Here is a 15883-nt window from a genome sequence, read left to right on the forward strand (position 1 = left end):
GACCGACTGAGGGTTCGAATCTACTCGAACCGCACCCCGCGCTTGCCCCGCGTGGCGAACGCCGCATCCATCGCCTGACGGACCACGGTCGAGCTGTATCCCTTGCGGGCGAGGAAGCCGTGCAGCCGCCGCCGCGCCGTCTCGTCGTCGTAGGTCGCGAGCTGCCCCACTCGCTTCACGGCGAGTTCGGTCGCGCGTTCGAGTTCGTCGTCGGCCGCGATTTCGTCGAGGGCGTCCTCGATGATCTCGGGCGAGATGTGCCGCCGCTTCAGTTCCTGCTCGATCGCCGAGCGGCCGAGGCCTTTGCGAGTGTGCTGGGTGTAGACCAGGGTCACCGCGAGAGCCGCATCGTCGAGGAGCCCGACGCTCTCGAGGCGGTTCAGCTCGGCTTCGGCGACGTCGACATCGATCTCACGCTTGGCGAGCACCTGAGCGAGTTCCCAGCGCGACATCCCCCGCCGCGCGAGCTGGTGCAGGGAGACGTTCGCCGCACGCTTTCCTGTGCGCTCCTCGACCGCACCCGTCGCCGCGGTCGAGTCGAACGCACGCGACCACACGCCCGAGCTCCGTCGCCCTCCGGCGTTCCCCGGGGCTCCTTCGGTTGCCGCGATGCCATCGGCCTCTGACTCATCCGATGGGGAGACACCGGTGGCCCGGCCTTCGGCTTCCGGCAGACCAGCCGCACCGGGCGCGCCAGTCGCATCGGCTGCACGAGGCAGTCGCCGCCCCGAGGGGTGGTCTCGCATACCGCCGCCGTGCGTCTCTGCTGGGGCTTCCCCGGCCGAGCCGAACGCCGCTCGCGATGCGGAACTCGAACCCGCGCGGCGCGCATCGCGGAGATAGGTGACGGGAGCGAGATGCTCTTCGTTCTCGGACGCCGGTGGAAAACTCACCACGAGCTGCTCCTCTGCCTTCGGTCGAACGGGTTGTGGATCGAGCGGCCTCCGGGCCGGTGCCAGCACCGGCCGGCACCCGCGCTACGCGCCCTTGCGAGCCTGCAGCTTCTCCTCGAGGGAGTCGACGTTGTCGGCCGGCGCCGCCACCGCATTCGGGTCTTCGTGAATGCCGAGCTTCACCAGGATCTTGTTCTCGATCTCCGCGGCGATGTCGGGGTTGGAGATGAGGAAGTTGCGCGAGTTCTCTTTGCCCTGGCCGAGCTGATCACCCTCGTAGGTGTACCAGGCGCCGGACTTCTTGACGATCGCGTGCTCGACACCGAAATCGATCAGGCTCCCCTCGCGGGAGATGCCGACACCGTAGAGGATGTCGAACTCCGCCTGCTTGAACGGAGGCGCCATCTTGTTCTTGACCACCTTGACGCGCGTGCGGTTTCCCACAGCCTCCGTGCCGTCTTTCAGGGTCTCGATTCGCCGGATGTCCAGTCGCACCGAAGCGTAGAACTTCAGCGCCTTTCCACCCGCGGTGGTCTCGGGACTTCCGAAGAAGACACCGATCTTCTCACGCAGCTGGTTGATGAAGATCATGGTGGTGTTCGTCTGGCTGAGACCACCGGTGAGCTTGCGGAGCGCCTGCGACATGAGGCGAGCCTGGAGGCCGACGTGGGAGTCGCCCATCTCGCCCTCGATCTCGGCACGGGGCACGAGCGCGGCGACGGAGTCGATGACGATGAGATCGATGGAGCCGCTTCGCACGAGCATGTCGGCGATCTCGAGCGCCTGCTCCCCTGTGTCGGGCTGCGAAACGAGGAGGGCGTCGATGTCGACGCCGAGCTTGCGAGCGTACTCCGGGTCGAGCGCGTGCTCGGCGTCGATGAAGGCGGCGATGCCGCCCGCGCGCTGAGCGTTGGCGATCGCGTGAAGGGTCAGCGTGGTCTTACCCGACGACTCCGGCCCGTAGATCTCGACGATGCGCCCCCGCGGGAGCCCGCCGATGCCGAGCGCGACATCCAGCGCGATCGACCCGGTGGGGACGACCTCGACAGGAGCGCGCTCATCGCTGCCCAGTCGCATGACCGAGCCCTTGCCAAACTGGCGGTCGATCTGCGCAAGGGCAGTCTCGAGGGCCTTCTCACGATCGGCGGCTGATGGCATTGCGTTTCTCCTTCTTCGGCTTCGCTAACGAGATCGACTGTACGCGGGAGCACTGACACTCGACGCGGGCCGGCGGCCTTCTGTGGACAACCCGTTTTCGATTGCCGCTGTGGAGGAGCCTAGCAACATCCGAACATATCTTCGAGTGTTCGGAGGCGGCGTGTCGCGACTCTCAGCGCTTCGGTGCCGGCTTGCCGGCACCGTGCCAATGCGCCTGCGGAACACCGGTCTCGCGACACAACGCGAACCAGACCTCGCGCGGCGGGATGCCGGCCTCGATGGCCTGCGCAGCGGTGCGGCCGCCGAGCTCGCCGAGCACCAGATCGATGGTCAGCGCCTGACCGTACACCGAGCCGAACTCGTCGACGATCGCACGCTGGAACTCACTCAACTTCATGGAACAACCCTAAGACGCGGCGGCACAACGAAGAACGCCCCGGGCGACCGGGGCGTTCTTCGGAATCTGAATCAACGGGAAACGAGATCCGCGTCCATTGCGGCGACGAACTCGTCTGGGATCGTGTCGGGGATGATCGGCTCGATGCCCTCGAGCACCGCGAGCCGGTCGCCGACCTCGCGCATGATGACCGAGATGGGCGTGTCGAGCGCATCCGCGACCGATGCGAGAATCTCGGACGACGCTTCCTTCTGACCGCGCTCCACCTCGCTGAGGTAGCCGAGAGCGACGCTCGCCTTGCTCGCGACCTGCCGGAGCGTACGGCCTTTCTGCAGGCGGAAGTCCCTGAGCACGTCGCCGATTTCCTGACGTACAAGAATCATTGGAGCCTCCTTCTTCTACCCTGCCGACGTATCGGACCTTCAATTGTGGATGCCAACACTACACGCATCCTTTGACGCAACGATAACGAGAACGACTGGGCTTTTCTTGTGAATGCACGATCTGTAACAGAGCGGAAACAGGCTGTATTCCCGCCTGTCACACCGCATCCCGTCTCATCCGATGCCGAGCTCCATGGCGAGCTCGGCGAGCACCCGGTCCACGACCTGCCGCCGGATCTGCGCCCTGTCCCCGTCGAGGGCGAGTTCGACGACCCGGGTTCCCGACTCCAGCGAGAGCCCGATGAAGACGGTTCCGACCGAGCGACCGCCCTGCGGATCCGGCCCGGCGACGCCCGTCGTCGACAGACCGATATCGGCCGGGCGACCCGAAACCGCGAGACGCTCGCGCACGCCGTCGGCGAGCTGGCGGGCGACGTCGGGGTGCACGGGACCCTCGCGTTCGAGCAATTCCTCGTCGACGCCGAGCAGCGAATGCTTGAGCGCGGTGGCGTAGACGACCGCGCCGCCCAGCACGACCGCCGACGCACCCGGAACGCTCGTGAGCTCCGCGATGAGTTCGCCACCGGTCAGCGACTCGGCCGCCGCGATCGTGAGCCCGCGTTCGGTCAGCCGACCGATCAGACGGGCCGCGAGGTCAGGCGACGACACGTTTCGCCCTGTGGCCCTTCCAGGCCTGCCAGAGGTAGTCGGCCCCGGTGACGACCGTGAGGACGACGGCGAGTGTCATGACGATGCCGTTCAGCCAGAACACCCAGTCGCCGAACACCGTCCAGAGCGGGAAGAGCGCCAGGCTGATCGCGACCGACTGCACGATGGTCTTGAGCTTTCCGCCACGCGACGCCGCGATCACGCCCTGACGGATCACCACGAACCGGTAGACGGTGATCCCGATCTCACGGACCAGGATCACGATCGTCACCCACCAGGGCAGCTCGGCGAGGATCGACAGGCCCACCAGAGCACCGCCGGTGAGCACCTTGTCTGCGATCGGGTCGAGGAGTTTGCCGAGCTCGGTCACGAGGTTGTTGCGACGGGCGATGGCGCCGTCTACCCCATCGGTCGCGATGGCGATGACGAAGAGCACGGCCGCCGCCCAGCGCAGCCAGCCGTCGTTCCCCGCGTCCGCCAGCAGCATCCAGACGAAAAGCGGGGCGAGCAGGATGCGCACCACCGTGATCACATTGGGGAGGTTCCAGTTGCTCGCTGCGGGAGGGGGGCCTCCCACCGGCGCGGCCGGCGGCGGGGTCTCGGGCACCGACATGCGGTTCACTCCCTGTCGGTCAGCTGCCAGGCGTCTTCGTTCGAGTCGCCCTCCACCTCAGGATAGCCCTCGGTCATACGCGCCACCGGGTCGCCGGCGTACTGGTCGGCGGCATACTGTTCGGCGGCATTCCGGTCACCGGCCGGGTGGATGTCACCGGCCCTCGCCGGCGCCGCCGCCGACGGGGTGTCGTCCCCGCCTCGGATCCTCGCCAGAACTGCGGGAAGCTGCTCGACGGTGGCGAGCACATCCCGGGCCTTCGATCCTTCCGACGGCCCGACGATCTCGCGCGACTCCAGGAGGTCCATGAGTCGGCCCGCTTTGGCGAAGCCGACCCTCAGTTTCCGCTGCAGCATCGAGGTCGAACCGAACTGGGTCGAGACGACGAGCTCGGCGGCCGCGAGCAGCAGTTCCAGGTCGTCGCCGATGTCGGCGTCGATCTGCTTGCGCTCGGCAGCGACCGCGACATCTTGGCGATACTCCGGCCGAGCCTGGCGGGTGACATGGTCGACGACCTTCTGGATCTCGGTCTCGTTAACCCAGGCGCCCTGCACGCGAACCGATTTGGAGGCGCCCATCGGGAGGAACAGGGCATCGCCCTGGCCGATGAGCTTGTCGGCGCCCGGCTGGTCGAGGATGACCCGCGAGTCGGTGACGCTGGTGACGGCGAAGGCGAGCCGCGATGGGACGTTCGCCTTGATGAGACCGGTGACGACATCGACGGATGGACGCTGGGTGGCGAGCACGAGGTGGATCCCCGACGCACGGGCCAGCTGGGTGATGCGCACGATCGAGTCTTCGACGTCGCGCGGGGCCACCATCATCAGATCGGCGAGCTCGTCCACGACGACGAGGAGATAGGGGTACGGCTTGAGCTTGCGCTCGCTGCCCGCGGGAAGCACGATCTCGTTGTTCATGACGGCCTTGTTGAAGTCGTCGATGTGCCGGAACCCGAAACTGGCCAGGTCGTCGTAGCGCATGTCCATCTCTTTCACGACCCACTGCAGCGCCTCCGCCGCTTTCTTCGGGTTCGTGATGATGGGGGTGATCAGGTGCGGGACTCCGGCGTAGATGGTGAGCTCGACGCGTTTCGGGTCGATGAGCACCATGCGCACATCCGCCGGCTTGGCCCGCATGAGCAGGCTGGTGATCATCGAGTTCACAAAACTCGACTTGCCCGAACCGGTGGAGCCGGCCACCAGGAGGTGGGGCATCTTGGCCAGGTTCGCCACCACGAAACCGCCGCCGACATCTTTGCCGACGCCGATGGTCATGGGATGCGTGCTCTTCGTCGCGGCGGAGGAGCGCAGCACATCGCCGAGCGAGACGATCTCACGGTCGGAGTTCGGGATCTCGATGCCGATGGCGCTCTTCCCCGGGATGGGCGAGAGGATGCGCACTTCGTTGCTGGCGACGGCGTAGGAGAGGTTCTTGCTGAGTGCCGTCACGCGCTCCACCTTCACACCCGGGCCGAGCTCGATCTCGTACTGGGTCACGGTCGGCCCCCGCGAGTAGCCGGTGACACGGGCGTCGACGCCGAACTGCGTGAGAACCTCGGTGATCGATCCGACGATCTCTTCGTTGGCGGCCGAGCGCGCCTTGGGCGGGGTGCCAGCCGAGAGCATCGTGGCCGCCGGCAACCGATAGGGCGCTGTCGGCTGGTCGGGCTCGGCGGAGAGGGCCGCCGTCTCGTCGAAGTCTTCCGCGTCGAGCGCGAAACCGGGAAGCACATCCGGCTTGCCCGGCACGCCGTCCGCCTGCAGACCGGTCGGGTGAGCGCCACCGAGGGCGACCTCGCCGGTGAACCGTTTGACCGCCTCCTCGGCGAGCGCGAGCTCCCCGAGAACCTCCGTGTTGTAGTGGTCGCTCGCCGGGTCGGGCTCGATCGGCGAAGCGAACTCGCCCTTTCCGGTGCCGGGCGTGCCGAACACCTCGGTGAGCCCGTCGGCGATGACCGGGGAGTCGTAGGCGGGATCCTCCTCGCGCTGCGACTTGTTGCGCCGCCACCACGGCAGATTCGTCTCGGCGTCGCCCGCTTCGTCGTCGATGCCGTCGAGTTCAACCTGCTGGGTCTTCGCCTCTTTCGCCGCCTGACGCTCCTCCTCGCTGGGCAGCTGCGCGCCGAAGAGATAGGCGTACAGCTCTCGGGCGCGCGCGCCGACCTTGTTCGGGGGTGTCTTGGTGATGATGAACAGGCTGAGCACGAGCAGCACGATGATGACCGCGCCGGCGCCGTACGGCGTGATGACCGCCGACAGCGGGGCGGCGAGCAGCCACCCGAGAACGCCGCCGGCCTCGGCGAGCTTCGGCATACCATCGCTGGGCGAAGGATGCCCGCTGAACAGGTGGCAGAGGCCCGAGATGGTGAGCAGCAGGATGGCCAGGCCGATCCCGATCCTGGTGTTGTCGTGCACGGAGCTCGGATGACGGAAGAGCCAGGCGGCGAAAAGCACCATGATCACCGGAAGGGCGAAAGCCACCCGCCCGAACAGCCCCCCGAACGTCCACGCGTCCAAGGTGCGAGCGACCTCGTCGTTGATGAGGAACCATTCGACGATCGCGCCGGCGACCGCCAGCAGAACGAGGAAGAACGGGAAGCCGTCGCGGCGCTCCTCTTTGGCGAACTTCTCGGGCCCGAGGGCACGGAAGGCCGCGCCGGTGAGGTGCGCAAGGCCCATCCAGGCACGCGTGAACGGATTCGGTCCCCCGCCGGCCGCCGGATAGGCGACCGTCTTCTGCGTGGTCGTCTTCGCAGCCGGCTTGCGGGCGGTCGAAGCGCCGCGGCCGGACGTGTTCCGGGCGCGCGATGTCGACTTGGTGCTCGTAGCCATGCGATAAAGGTACTTCTCGCCCCCGTCATCCTGCGGTTACCGCGCTGAGTTGCGCGAAATCGCCGCCGGGCGGGTCTAGTGCACCGTGCGGACCATCGTGTCGGAATCCTCGCCCGACTCGACCGTGACAAAGCCCTCGCTGACGTAGAGCCGCTGAGCGAAGTTGGCCCGCTCGACGCTGAGACTCAGCCGAGCGTGTCCGGCCGCACCGGCCTGGACCGCGACCGCCTGCAGCAATGCCCGGCCGACGCCCTGCGCACGCCACTGCGGGTTGACACCGAGCGTCAGCTCGGGCACACCGACCGCCACGAATCCGTAGCCGGGCTCATTGGCCGGGAAGAGCCGACCCCAGCACGCACCGATCGGAACGCCATGGGCGTCTTCGGCTACGGAGCCGAAATCGCCGGGCCGCTTCCAGCCGGCGATGTAGCGGAGAACCTTCGGGTCTTCGAGCACCGCCACTCGCGGCCTCGCACGCGCCACGCTCCAATTGCTCGCCTCGACGAGCATGTCGCCGAGGAAGCGTGCGTCCGCGCCCGCGGCCGGACGGATGCGAAACGAAGTCATACGGGCACGTTACCCGCTGGAGCGTTTCCGGCGCGTTTCGCTTCGGGTCAGTACCGGATGGCGTCGATCACTCTCACCCGGATGGCCACGAGCGCGGGAAGCAGCCCGGCCAGGGCACCGACGGCGGTGGCGGAGGCGAGACCCAGTATCGCTGCGCCGGCGGGGAACGGCGGGAAGTCGGTGACCATGCCCTGCCCGATCAGGTTCTCCACGAGGGGGCTCTTCACGATGAGGATGGCGATCGCCACACCGACGGCCCCCGCGACGACCGTCGCGACGACGCTCTCCATCATCACGGAGAAGAACACCCGACCGGCCGTTGCACCGAAACTGCGGCGGATGCCGATCTCCCGGATGCGCTGGCGCACCGTGACGAGCGCGATGTTGACGAGCCCGAGCGCACCGAGCAGCAGGATCAGCCCGGCCACTCCACCCACCATGAGCGTGATCGGCAGGAAGGGGTCGCCGTTCGAATACGCGGCGTAGTCCTGCCGATTGACGCTCACCTGCACGCCGTCGCCGAGCGAGGCGGCGAGATCCGATTCGATGCGTTTCGACAGCTGAGCTGCGTTGTGGGGCGGCACCCAGGCCTCGTACTGAGGCGGCTGCGGGAGTAGCCCGCCGCATCCTGCCCGGGCGTGGTCGCCGTGGCCAGGGTGGCGGCCTCGCTCGCGAGCAGGTAGGCGCGCGGCTCGGTCTCCCACTCCGCGGTGCGTGCGACGCCGATCACGACCCCGGTCTGCGGGTGCTCCCCCAGCAGCTGCGCCGTCGGATGCGTGGCGAGGTCGGGCGAACCCAATCGGTTCCAGAAGACCGTGTTGACCACCAATGCGGGGGCGAGCCGTTCCCGGTCCGTGCGGTCGAACCAGGTGCCGGCGTCGAGGGTGACACGGTGCATCGTGGCGTACGGCTGATCGACGATCGTCACCTGAAGCGGAACCGCCCCGTCGCGGAACTGCACCGTGGCGCCGGCATTGATCACCGAGCTCGCGTAACGGATGGAGTAGCGGTCGAGCACCTCCCGCCAGGCCGTGTCGATTCCGGCGCCCGTGCCCGAGCCGTCGGGGGCCGAGCCGTCGGGGGCCGTTGCGTTCACCGAGAGCAGGGCGGGGCGGCCGCCGTTGCGCTCGTTGGACTCCGTGATCGCCTGGCCCGCGACACCGCCCAGTCCGACCACCGTCGTCAGAGCGCAGACGGCGACGGCGACGCCGATCAGGGAGAGCAGAACGCGCAGCCGGTGGATGCGCACCTCCTGCCACGCCTCGATGACAGCGCCCCAGACGCTGGTGAGGAACCCGATCATGCGATTCCCGACTGTGGCGCCGGGACCTGCTCCGAGTGCAGGGCGCCGTCGAGGTCGCTGCGGGGAGAAAGCACCCCGTGGTCGAGCAGATAGTGCGTGGAGGAGAGGGCGGCGATGGCCGGATCGTGGGTGATCGTGACGAGCGCCGCATCCGTTGCCCGGGCAACCTCGTCGAGCAGTCCCATCACCGAGGTGCCGGTCTCCACGTCGAGGGCGCCGGTCGGTTCGTCGGCGAGGATCAGCCGCGGCCCGCGCACCAGGGCCCGGGCGATCGCGACGCGCTGCTGCTCCCCGCCGGAGAGTTTCTCCGGCATGGCCGTGAGGCGATGCCCGAGCCCCACCCGGTCGAGCATGTCGGCGGCGATCGACGATCGGCGCCAGAATCGGCGGCCGGTGGCGTAGAGCAGCGGTGTCATCACGTTCTCGTGGGCCGTTCGCCCCGCCAACAGATTGAACTGCTGGAAGATGAAGCCGATATCGCGGCCCCGCATCCGATCCCGCTCCCCCGACGACAGGGTCGACAGCGGCCGGTCATCGAAGAACACCTCGCCGCTGGTGGGGGCATCGAGCAGCCCGAGCAGGTTGAGCAGGGTCGATTTGCCCGAACCGGAGCGTCCGACGATGGAGACCCGGTCTTTCTGCTCCACCGTCAGCTCGACACCGTCGAGGATGGTGAGCGGCGCCGCATCGGGGATCTGCACAGTCCGCGTCACACGGTCGAGGCGCAGCAGCGTCATCCGGAGATCCCCGCGCAGACTATGCCGCCGGCCTGCTCCTGGCAGTTCTCTCCGCCTGCCGCGGCGGCCGGTGCCCCCGGCACGAATTGGCGGATCAGGTCTCCCTCTGCGAGGCCGGCCGTGATCTCCACGTTCGCCCCGTCGGTGAGGCCGAGCTTCACGTCCTTTTTCTCGGCCTTGCCGTCTTTCGACTGCACCCAGACCACGCCGGTCTGCGCTGTACCCTTCACGGCCGTGGTGGGCACCACGATCACGTTCTCTGCTTTGCCTCCCGCGATCGTGATCTCGGCGGCCAGGCCCGAGAAGACTTTGACCTCAGCCGGTACGGCGCACCGCACGGTCGTGCCGCTGGTGCCTCCGCCGGACGCACCGTCGCTGGAAGCGGCCGGCGCGTCACCGGTGCCAGCGCCGGGCAACGGCGTGGTGATGCTCAGCCCCGTGCAGGTGAAGGGTGCGGGGCCGCCCGTGATGGCGATCTGCGCATCCGTCGGCCGGTTCAGCAGGCGGTACTGCTGCTCGGGGCTCAGCGAGCCGCTCGCCGAGAAGCTGGGCGGTGCGATCTGTCCGGCGGTGTCGCCGATCGCGACGGCCTGACCGTGGATGACCGTGAGCGAACTGACGACACCGGCGATCGGCGCCTCCACGGCCACGAAGGTGACCTCGGGCTTGCGCTCGGTGACCGTGACCGAGCCGTCGGGAGCCGTGGTCTGAATCGGATCGCGCGGCGTCTCCACCCGGATGTCGTAGAGCGTGTCGCCCGCTGCGACCCCCTGCCCCACTTTCACCTGCACCTCGTCGATGGTGCCGACAGCGGTGGAACGCACCGGCACCGCAGGGTCGGCGGACACGGTTCCCTTGATCGTCACATCGTTTGTGATGGTGCCGAGCGCGGCCGGCACCATCGGCTCGGTGATCTCACCGGTCGGCGCGGCCGGATCAGCGCGGGTCGACGAGTCAGGGAAGAACGCGAGCTTGACCAGTGCGGCCGCCACCACCGCGACGAGCACCATCCTGATGATCGGGAAAACCCAGCGTCGTGCTATCCCCATTACTCCCCCTCGACGAAACGGGGCGGCACAGCCGCCGCCCCCGCTTGGAAACCCGGTGTGCGGCCGGGTCAGGCCTCGATCACCAGCGGCACGATCATCGGGCGGCGACGGTAGCTGGTGTTCACCCAGCGGCCGACCGTGCGACGCACCACCTGCGAGAGCGCGTGCGAGTCGCGCACCCCGTTGTGGGCCGCATCGGCGAGTGCCGAAGCGATCTTCGGCTTGACGGCGTCGAAGATCGCGTCGTCTTCGGCGAAGCCTCGAGCGTGGATCTCCGGGCCTGTGACGATGCGCCCGGTCGCGGCCTCCACCACGACGATGATCGAGATGAAACCCTCCTCGCCGAGGATGCGGCGGTCCTTGAGGTCGGCATCCGTGATCTCGCCAACGCTGGAGCCGTCGACGTAGACGAAGCCGAGGTCGAGCTGGCCGACGACCCGGGCGACACCGTCGCGCAGGTCGATGACGCTGCCGTCCTCCGCGAGGATGGTGTTCTCCTCGGGCACACCGGTGTCCATCGCGAGCTTGGCGTTGGCCACCAAGTGACGGTACTCGCCGTGCACCGGCATCACGTTCTTCGGCTTCAGGATGTTGTAGCAGTAGAGCAGCTCGCCGGCGGCGGCGTGGCCGGAGACGTGCACCTTGGCGTTGCCCTTGTGCACAACGTTGGCGCCGAGCTTGGTGAGGCCATCGATCACGCGGTAGACCGCGTTCTCGTTGCCCGGGATGAGGCTTGACGCGAGGATGACGGTGTCGCCCGGCCCGACCTCGATCTGGTGGTCGAGGTTGGCCATGCGCGCGAGGACCGCCATCGGCTCGCCCTGCGAACCGGTCGACATGTAGACGATCTTGTCGTCGGGGAGGTCGGCGGCCTTCTTGTAGTCGATCAGCACGCCGTCCGGCACCTTCAGGTAGCCGAGATCGGCGGCGATTCCCATATTGCGCACCATCGAGCGACCGAGGAGGGCCACGCGGCGCCCGTTGGCGGCTGCTGCGTCGAGCACCTGCTGCACGCGGTGCACGTGGCTGGAGAAGCTCGCCACGATCACACGGCGCGGCGCGCGAGCGATCACGTTGTCGAGCACGGGGCCGATCGAACGTTCCAGGGGAGTGAAACCGGGAACATCGGCGTTGGTGGAGTCGGCCAGGAACAGGTCAACGCCCTTCTCACCGAGACGGGCGAACGCGCGCAGGTCGGTGATGCGGTTGTCGAGCGGCAGCTGGTCCATCTTGAAGTCGCCCGTGTGGAGCACGACGCCGGCGGGCGTGCTGATGGCCACGGCCAGCGCATCCGGAATCGAGTGGTTGACGGCGACGAACTCGAGGTCGAACGGGCCGAGCTGCTCCGTCTGACCTTCCTTCACCGTGAGACTGTACGGCTGGATGCGGTGCTCCTTGAGCTTCGCCTCCACCAGCGCGAGCGTCAGCCCGGAGCCGATGAGGGGGATGTCCGCCCGCAGCTTGAGCAGATAGGGCACGGCGCCGATGTGGTCCTCGTGACCGTGGGTGAGCACGACGCCGACGATGTCGTCCAGGCGGTCGCGCACCGGGGCGAAGTCGGGGAGGATCAGATCGACGCCCGGCTGGTTCTCTTCCGGGAAGAGCACGCCGCAGTCGACGATGAGGATCTTGCCCTCGTACTCGAAGACAGTCATGTTGCGGCCGATCTCCCCGAGACCTCCGGTGGGGATGATCCGCAGCGTGCCCTCGGCGAGCGCGGGCGGAGCGGAGACGAGATTGGGCATATGCCCTCCTTGCGCATTGCGGACGCCGAAGCGTCCCTTGTGGTGCGGACCGCGCAGTGGCGCGGCCCCTAGCGTGTGGTTCCGGCGATCTTCGGCAGCGCGCCACCGGCGGCGGCATTGCGATCGGGCCGGAAGTTGGAGAAGTCGACGCCCGGGATGTTCTTGACCAGGTCGAGCTCGTCTTCGATCTGCGCGGCCTCCCACTCCTCCGGACCGACGAGCGGCAAGCGCACGCGCGGGCTGGAGATGCGGCCGAGGCCGTGCAGGATGTACTTGGCCGCGACGGTGCCGGGCACATGGGTCATCACGGCCCGTACCAGCGGTTCGAGCTGCTGGTGCGCGATCGTCGCCGTCGTGAGGTCGCCGGCGTTGACCGCGTCGACGATCTGCCGATAGGGCCGGGCCGCGATGTTGGCCGTCACCCCGATGAGCCCGGATGCGCCGATCGCCAGATGCGGCAGCACATTGGCATCGTCGCCCGAGAAGTAGAGCAGGTCGGTCTGGTTGAGCACGCGGCTGACCTCGCTGAAGTCGCCCTTCGCATCTTTGATCGCCAGCACATTGGGGTGCTTGGCGATGCGCAGGATCGTCTCGTACGTGATGGGAACGCCGGTGCGGCCCGGGATGTCGTAGAGGATCACCGGCAGATCGGTCGAGTCGGCGATCATCCGGAAATGGGTGAGGATGCCGGCCTGGGTCGGCTTGTTGTAGTACGGCGTGACGATCATCACGCCGTCGGCGCCGGCCTTCTCGCTCTGCTGGTACAGCTGGATGGCGTGGGCGGTCTCGTTCGACCCGCCACCGGTGATGATCTTGGCACGACCGGCGGCGACATCTTTGCCGACCTCCACGAGGCGCAGCTTCTCCTGGTCGGTCAACGTCGAGGTCTCCCCCGTCGTGCCCGTGACGACGATACCGTCGGCCCCCGCCGTGATGACGTCATCGATGTGCTTCTCCACGCCGGCCCAGTCGACTTCGCCATCGGCGGTGAACGGGGTGACCAGTGCCACGAGGACCTGGCCGAACGGATTCGAGGAGTTCGACATGCCACCAGGCTAGCGGGTCGGGCTCGTAACCTTCAGTCATAGTCGGCCCGGAAGCACCCACGGCGCGTAGTCTCGCCGCATCATGAATGGCTTGACGGCGGTCGCAGTACTGCTCGGGCTCCTCGTCGTCGCGACGGCGGTCGGGCTGCTCTGGCGTGCGCGCACCGGCCGAGTGCACCGCAAGACCGGCGGCGGGCGCGTCGCCGCCGCCGATGTCGGCCTGCCCGCCTTCGGCGTCGACGCGACGCTGCTGCAGTTCTCTACGGAATTCTGCGCTCCGTGCCGGGCCACGGCCCGCGTGCTGGGAGAGATCAGCTCCGAGCGGGTGGGCGTCGACCACGCGGAGATCGACCTGACCGACCGGCCCGACCTCGCCAAGCGCTTCGGCATCCTGCAGACCCCCACCACGTTCGTGCTCGACGCGAGCGGCACGATCCGCGCCAGAATCGGCGGCGCCGCGCGCGCCGACGAGGTGCGCGCCACCCTCGACGACCTCTTCGGGAGCCCCCGTGTCACCCCAGCCTGACCCCACCGGAATCGACCCGCGCTCCCCCGCTTCGGCGCGGGGATCACCGCCGTGCTCCTCCTGATCGACCTCTACCTCGGCCTCGTCGGCGCGACCGTGGCGGCCTTCGTGCTCCTGCTGGCGATCGCGCTGCTGTTCGCGTGGGGAGCGTTCGCCGGCATTCAGCGGCATCCCTACGGGCTGCTGTTCCGCACAGTGATCCGGCCGAGGCTCGCGCCGCCGACCGAACGAGAAGACCCTGCGCCTCCCACCTTCGCCCAGGGCGTCGGGCTCGTCGTCACCGGTCTCGGTCTGGTGCTGCACCTGGTCGGCGTCCCCTACGTGCTCCCGATCGCCGCAGCCCTGGCTTTCGTGGCGGCCTTCCTCAACTCCGTCTTCGGCTACTGCCTCGGCTGCCAGATCTACCTGCTGCTGGTCCGCGCCGGGATCGTCCGCCGCGGCCACGGAACCGAAGCCGCCTGACGGCCTTCCCGGGAATCCCCCGTGGGCGCCTGACACCCCGCGGAGGTCGCCAGTAGGCTGGACAACCGTCGGCGATCCGGTCGGCATCGACACAACGGGAGGCCGTCATGGCAGTCACGAGCGAAGCGACAACCGTCTGGAACGGCGACCTGAAATCGGGGAACGGAACGGTCACCCTCGACTCCTCGCACACCGCAGAGTTCCCGGTCACCTGGGCGGCCCGCTCCGAGGGCGCCGCGGGCGTCACCACCCCGGAAGAGCTGCTCGGCGCCGCGCACGCCGCCTGCTTCTCGATGGCGTTCTCGAACATCCTCAGCGGCTTCGGCACCACCCCGGAGAGCATCCAGGTAACCGCCGCCGTCACGTTCGACCCGGCCCAGGGCATCACGGGTAGCCACCTGCTCGTCAGCGCCCGCGTCCCCGGGCTCGCGGCGGACGACTTCCAGCGCCTGGCCGAGGAAGCCAAGTCGACCTGCCCGGTCTCGCGTGCGCTGGTCGGGATCCCGATCACCATCGAAGCCAACCTGGCCTAGAGCATGCGGGTGCTCATCGCCGGCGCCTCCGGCATGATCGGCACCGAGCTCAGCGCCCAGCTGACCGCGGCAGGGCACGAGGTGTGGCGGCTGGTGCGCCGCAGGCCCACCACCGACAGCGAGTTCAACTGGGCGCCGGCCGCCCGCATGGTGGACTTCACCCTGATGGAGCGGGTGGATGCGGTGGTGAACCTCGCCGGCGCCTCGCTCAGCCGGCTCCCCTGGACCAAAGCGTACGAGCGGCAGATCCTGTCGTCGCGGTTGGAGGCCACGCACACCCTCACCGACGCGATGCGGATGGCCGGCCGTGCTCCGGCGGTGTTCGTCAGCGGCTCGGCCGTCGGCTATTACGGAGACCGCCCCGGTCAGAAGCTCACCGAGAACGCCATCAAGGGCACAGGGTTCCTCTCCGATGTCGTGGCCGCCTGGGAGACGGCGGCGCATCTGGCGCCCGAGAAGACCCGGGTGATCACCGCCCGGACCGGTGTCGTCATCGGGCGCGGCGGCGCCATGAAACCGCTGCTGCCGTTGGCGCGGCTCGGTCTGGCCGGGCCGATCGGCACCGGCGGCCAGCACTGGCCGTGGGTGAGCCTGCACGATGAGGCTGCCGCGATCGTCCATCTGCTCGGCGCATCCACCCTCTCGGGACCGGTCAACATCACCGGGCCGACCCCCGCCACTGCCGACCAGCTGCTGAGGGCGCTGGCTACCGCCGCACATCGGCCATACGGTTTTCCGCTGCCCGAGAAGGTGGTGACACTCGCGCTACGCGAAGCCGGACATGAACTGCTGCTGTCGAGCCAGAAGGTCATCCCCGAGAAGCTGCTGGCGGACGGTTTCACCTTCCGCGACGCCACGGTGCAGGATGCGATGAACCGCCTGCTCCGCGCCGTCTAAGCCTTCCGCCGCCCGAACATTCGTGCCAGATGTCTGCTTTTCCATCGCTTGGAGTCGACATTCGGCACGAATGT

General features: G+C 68.2%; 17 protein-coding genes and 1 pseudogene. 4 read left to right on the top strand and 14 right to left on the bottom strand.

Features of this window, described 5'->3' with window-relative positions; all coding sequences use genetic code 11:
* Positions 1 to 20: 20 nt before the first annotated feature.
* The 14 genes from K5L49_RS05020 to dapA all read right to left on the bottom strand — a co-directional run bounded on the left by K5L49_RS05020 (position 21) and on the right by dapA (position 13391).
* Entirely contained in the window at positions 21 to 557 is a 537-nt protein-coding gene (locus tag K5L49_RS05020) for a regulatory protein RecX (RefSeq protein WP_223690900.1), read from the bottom strand.
* Between the two features lie 420 nt (positions 558 to 977).
* Positions 978 to 2051 carry a recombinase RecA gene (gene recA / locus K5L49_RS05025; protein ID WP_223690901.1) on the bottom strand — a complete coding sequence of 358 codons (1074 nt, stop codon included), beginning with the start codon at positions 2049 to 2051 and terminating at the stop codon, positions 978 to 980.
* 172 nt (positions 2052 to 2223) lie between these two features.
* Entirely contained in the window at positions 2224 to 2448 is a 225-nt protein-coding gene (locus K5L49_RS05030) for a DUF3046 domain-containing protein (RefSeq protein ID WP_223690902.1), read from the bottom strand.
* 71 nt (positions 2449 to 2519) lie between these two features.
* Positions 2520 to 2831 (bottom strand): helix-turn-helix domain-containing protein, encoded by a 312-nt coding sequence (locus K5L49_RS05035; RefSeq protein WP_223690903.1) that lies wholly within the window; start codon positions 2829 to 2831, stop codon positions 2520 to 2522.
* Between the two features lie 174 nt (positions 2832 to 3005).
* Positions 3006 to 3500, bottom strand: coding sequence for a CinA family protein (locus tag K5L49_RS05040; RefSeq protein WP_223690904.1), 495 nt, complete (start codon positions 3498 to 3500; stop codon positions 3006 to 3008).
* A complete protein-coding gene (gene pgsA / locus K5L49_RS05045; RefSeq protein ID WP_223690905.1) occupies positions 3487 to 4113 on the bottom strand; it encodes a CDP-diacylglycerol--glycerol-3-phosphate 3-phosphatidyltransferase in 627 nt (208 codons plus the stop codon). Before pgsA ends, K5L49_RS05040 begins: the two co-directional genes overlap by 14 nt.
* A 5-nt stretch (positions 4114 to 4118) precedes the next feature.
* Positions 4119 to 6944, bottom strand: a complete 2826-nt coding sequence (locus tag K5L49_RS05050; RefSeq protein ID WP_223690906.1) for an FtsK/SpoIIIE family DNA translocase — start codon at positions 6942 to 6944, stop codon at positions 4119 to 4121.
* A 75-nt stretch (positions 6945 to 7019) separates the two neighbouring features.
* Positions 7020 to 7511: a GNAT family N-acetyltransferase gene (locus tag K5L49_RS05055; protein WP_223690907.1), complete on the bottom strand. Its 492-nt coding sequence runs from the start codon at positions 7509 to 7511 to the stop codon at positions 7020 to 7022.
* Between the two features lie 47 nt (positions 7512 to 7558).
* The gene (locus K5L49_RS20390; RefSeq protein ID WP_223690908.1) at positions 7559 to 8017 is read right to left on the bottom strand and encodes an ABC transporter permease; all 459 of its coding nucleotides are present in this window, start codon (positions 8015 to 8017) and stop codon (positions 7559 to 7561) included.
* On the bottom strand, positions 8014 to 8814 hold the full coding sequence (locus K5L49_RS05065) for an ABC transporter permease (RefSeq protein WP_223690909.1): 801 nt from the start codon (positions 8812 to 8814) through the stop codon (positions 8014 to 8016). Before K5L49_RS05065 ends, K5L49_RS20390 begins: the two co-directional genes overlap by 4 nt.
* Positions 8811 to 9551, bottom strand: coding sequence for an ABC transporter ATP-binding protein (locus K5L49_RS05070; RefSeq protein ID WP_223690910.1), 741 nt, complete (start codon positions 9549 to 9551; stop codon positions 8811 to 8813). Before K5L49_RS05070 ends, K5L49_RS05065 begins: the two co-directional genes overlap by 4 nt.
* Positions 9548 to 10600 carry an efflux RND transporter periplasmic adaptor subunit gene (locus tag K5L49_RS05075; protein ID WP_223690911.1) on the bottom strand — a complete coding sequence of 351 codons (1053 nt, stop codon included), beginning with the start codon at positions 10598 to 10600 and terminating at the stop codon, positions 9548 to 9550. Before K5L49_RS05075 ends, K5L49_RS05070 begins: the two co-directional genes overlap by 4 nt.
* 68 nt (positions 10601 to 10668) lie before the next feature.
* Positions 10669 to 12345, bottom strand: coding sequence for a ribonuclease J (locus tag K5L49_RS05080; protein ID WP_223690912.1), 1677 nt, complete (start codon positions 12343 to 12345; stop codon positions 10669 to 10671).
* 68 nt (positions 12346 to 12413) lie between these two features.
* Positions 12414 to 13391, bottom strand: coding sequence for a 4-hydroxy-tetrahydrodipicolinate synthase (gene dapA / locus K5L49_RS05085; protein WP_223690913.1), 978 nt, complete (start codon positions 13389 to 13391; stop codon positions 12414 to 12416).
* Between the two features lie 82 nt (positions 13392 to 13473).
* Between dapA and K5L49_RS05090 the strand changes: the two genes are divergently transcribed.
* The 4 genes and pseudogenes from K5L49_RS05090 (at position 13474) to K5L49_RS05105 (ending at position 15809) form a co-directional block, all read left to right on the top strand.
* Entirely contained in the window at positions 13474 to 13917 is a 444-nt protein-coding gene (locus tag K5L49_RS05090; protein WP_223690914.1) for a TlpA family protein disulfide reductase, read from the top strand.
* Positions 13901 to 14379, top strand: a pseudogene (locus tag K5L49_RS05095) (DUF4395 domain-containing protein). The gene K5L49_RS05090 and the pseudogene K5L49_RS05095 overlap by 17 nt, the downstream one beginning before the upstream one ends.
* Before the next feature lie 107 nt (positions 14380 to 14486).
* Complete coding sequence (locus K5L49_RS05100; protein ID WP_223690915.1) at positions 14487 to 14912, top strand: OsmC family peroxiredoxin; 426 nt, start codon at positions 14487 to 14489, stop codon at positions 14910 to 14912.
* Between the two features lie 3 nt (positions 14913 to 14915).
* The gene (locus K5L49_RS05105) at positions 14916 to 15809 is read left to right on the top strand and encodes a TIGR01777 family oxidoreductase (protein WP_223690916.1); all 894 of its coding nucleotides are present in this window, start codon (positions 14916 to 14918) and stop codon (positions 15807 to 15809) included.
* The last annotated feature ends 74 nt before the right edge of the window (positions 15810 to 15883 follow it).

The sequence above is a fragment of the Leifsonia poae genome, assembly GCF_020009625.1.
GTDB lineage: Bacteria > Actinomycetota > Actinomycetes > Actinomycetales > Microbacteriaceae > Leifsonia > Leifsonia poae_A.

Excerpts from the sequence above, each read along its gene's own strand:
- K5L49_RS05075 (WP_223690911.1), bottom strand. The coding sequence starts at position 10,600 with ATGGGGATAGCACGACGCTGGGTTTTCCCGATCATCAGGATGGTGCTC.
- K5L49_RS05055 (WP_223690907.1), bottom strand. The coding sequence starts at position 7,511 with ATGACTTCGTTTCGCATCCGTCCGGCCGCGGGCGCGGACGCACGCTTC.
- K5L49_RS05100 (WP_223690915.1), top strand. The coding sequence starts at position 14,487 with ATGGCAGTCACGAGCGAAGCGACAACCGTCTGGAACGGCGACCTGAAA.
- recA (WP_223690901.1), bottom strand. The coding sequence starts at position 2,051 with ATGCCATCAGCCGCCGATCGTGAGAAGGCCCTCGAGACTGCCCTTGCG.
- K5L49_RS05080 (WP_223690912.1), bottom strand. The coding sequence starts at position 12,345 with ATGCCCAATCTCGTCTCCGCTCCGCCCGCGCTCGCCGAGGGCACGCTG.
- K5L49_RS05035 (WP_223690903.1), bottom strand. The coding sequence starts at position 2,831 with ATGATTCTTGTACGTCAGGAAATCGGCGACGTGCTCAGGGACTTCCGC.
- K5L49_RS05070 (WP_223690910.1), bottom strand. The coding sequence starts at position 9,551 with ATGACGCTGCTGCGCCTCGACCGTGTGACGCGGACTGTGCAGATCCCC.
- dapA (WP_223690913.1), bottom strand. The coding sequence starts at position 13,391 with ATGTCGAACTCCTCGAATCCGTTCGGCCAGGTCCTCGTGGCACTGGTC.
- K5L49_RS05030 (WP_223690902.1), bottom strand. The coding sequence starts at position 2,448 with ATGAAGTTGAGTGAGTTCCAGCGTGCGATCGTCGACGAGTTCGGCTCG.
- K5L49_RS05105 (WP_223690916.1), top strand. The coding sequence starts at position 14,916 with ATGCGGGTGCTCATCGCCGGCGCCTCCGGCATGATCGGCACCGAGCTC.
- K5L49_RS05090 (WP_223690914.1), top strand. The coding sequence starts at position 13,474 with ATGAATGGCTTGACGGCGGTCGCAGTACTGCTCGGGCTCCTCGTCGTC.
- pgsA (WP_223690905.1), bottom strand. The coding sequence starts at position 4,113 with ATGTCGGTGCCCGAGACCCCGCCGCCGGCCGCGCCGGTGGGAGGCCCC.
- K5L49_RS05050 (WP_223690906.1), bottom strand. The coding sequence starts at position 6,944 with ATGGCTACGAGCACCAAGTCGACATCGCGCGCCCGGAACACGTCCGGC.
- K5L49_RS05065 (WP_223690909.1), bottom strand. The coding sequence starts at position 8,814 with ATGATCGGGTTCCTCACCAGCGTCTGGGGCGCTGTCATCGAGGCGTGG.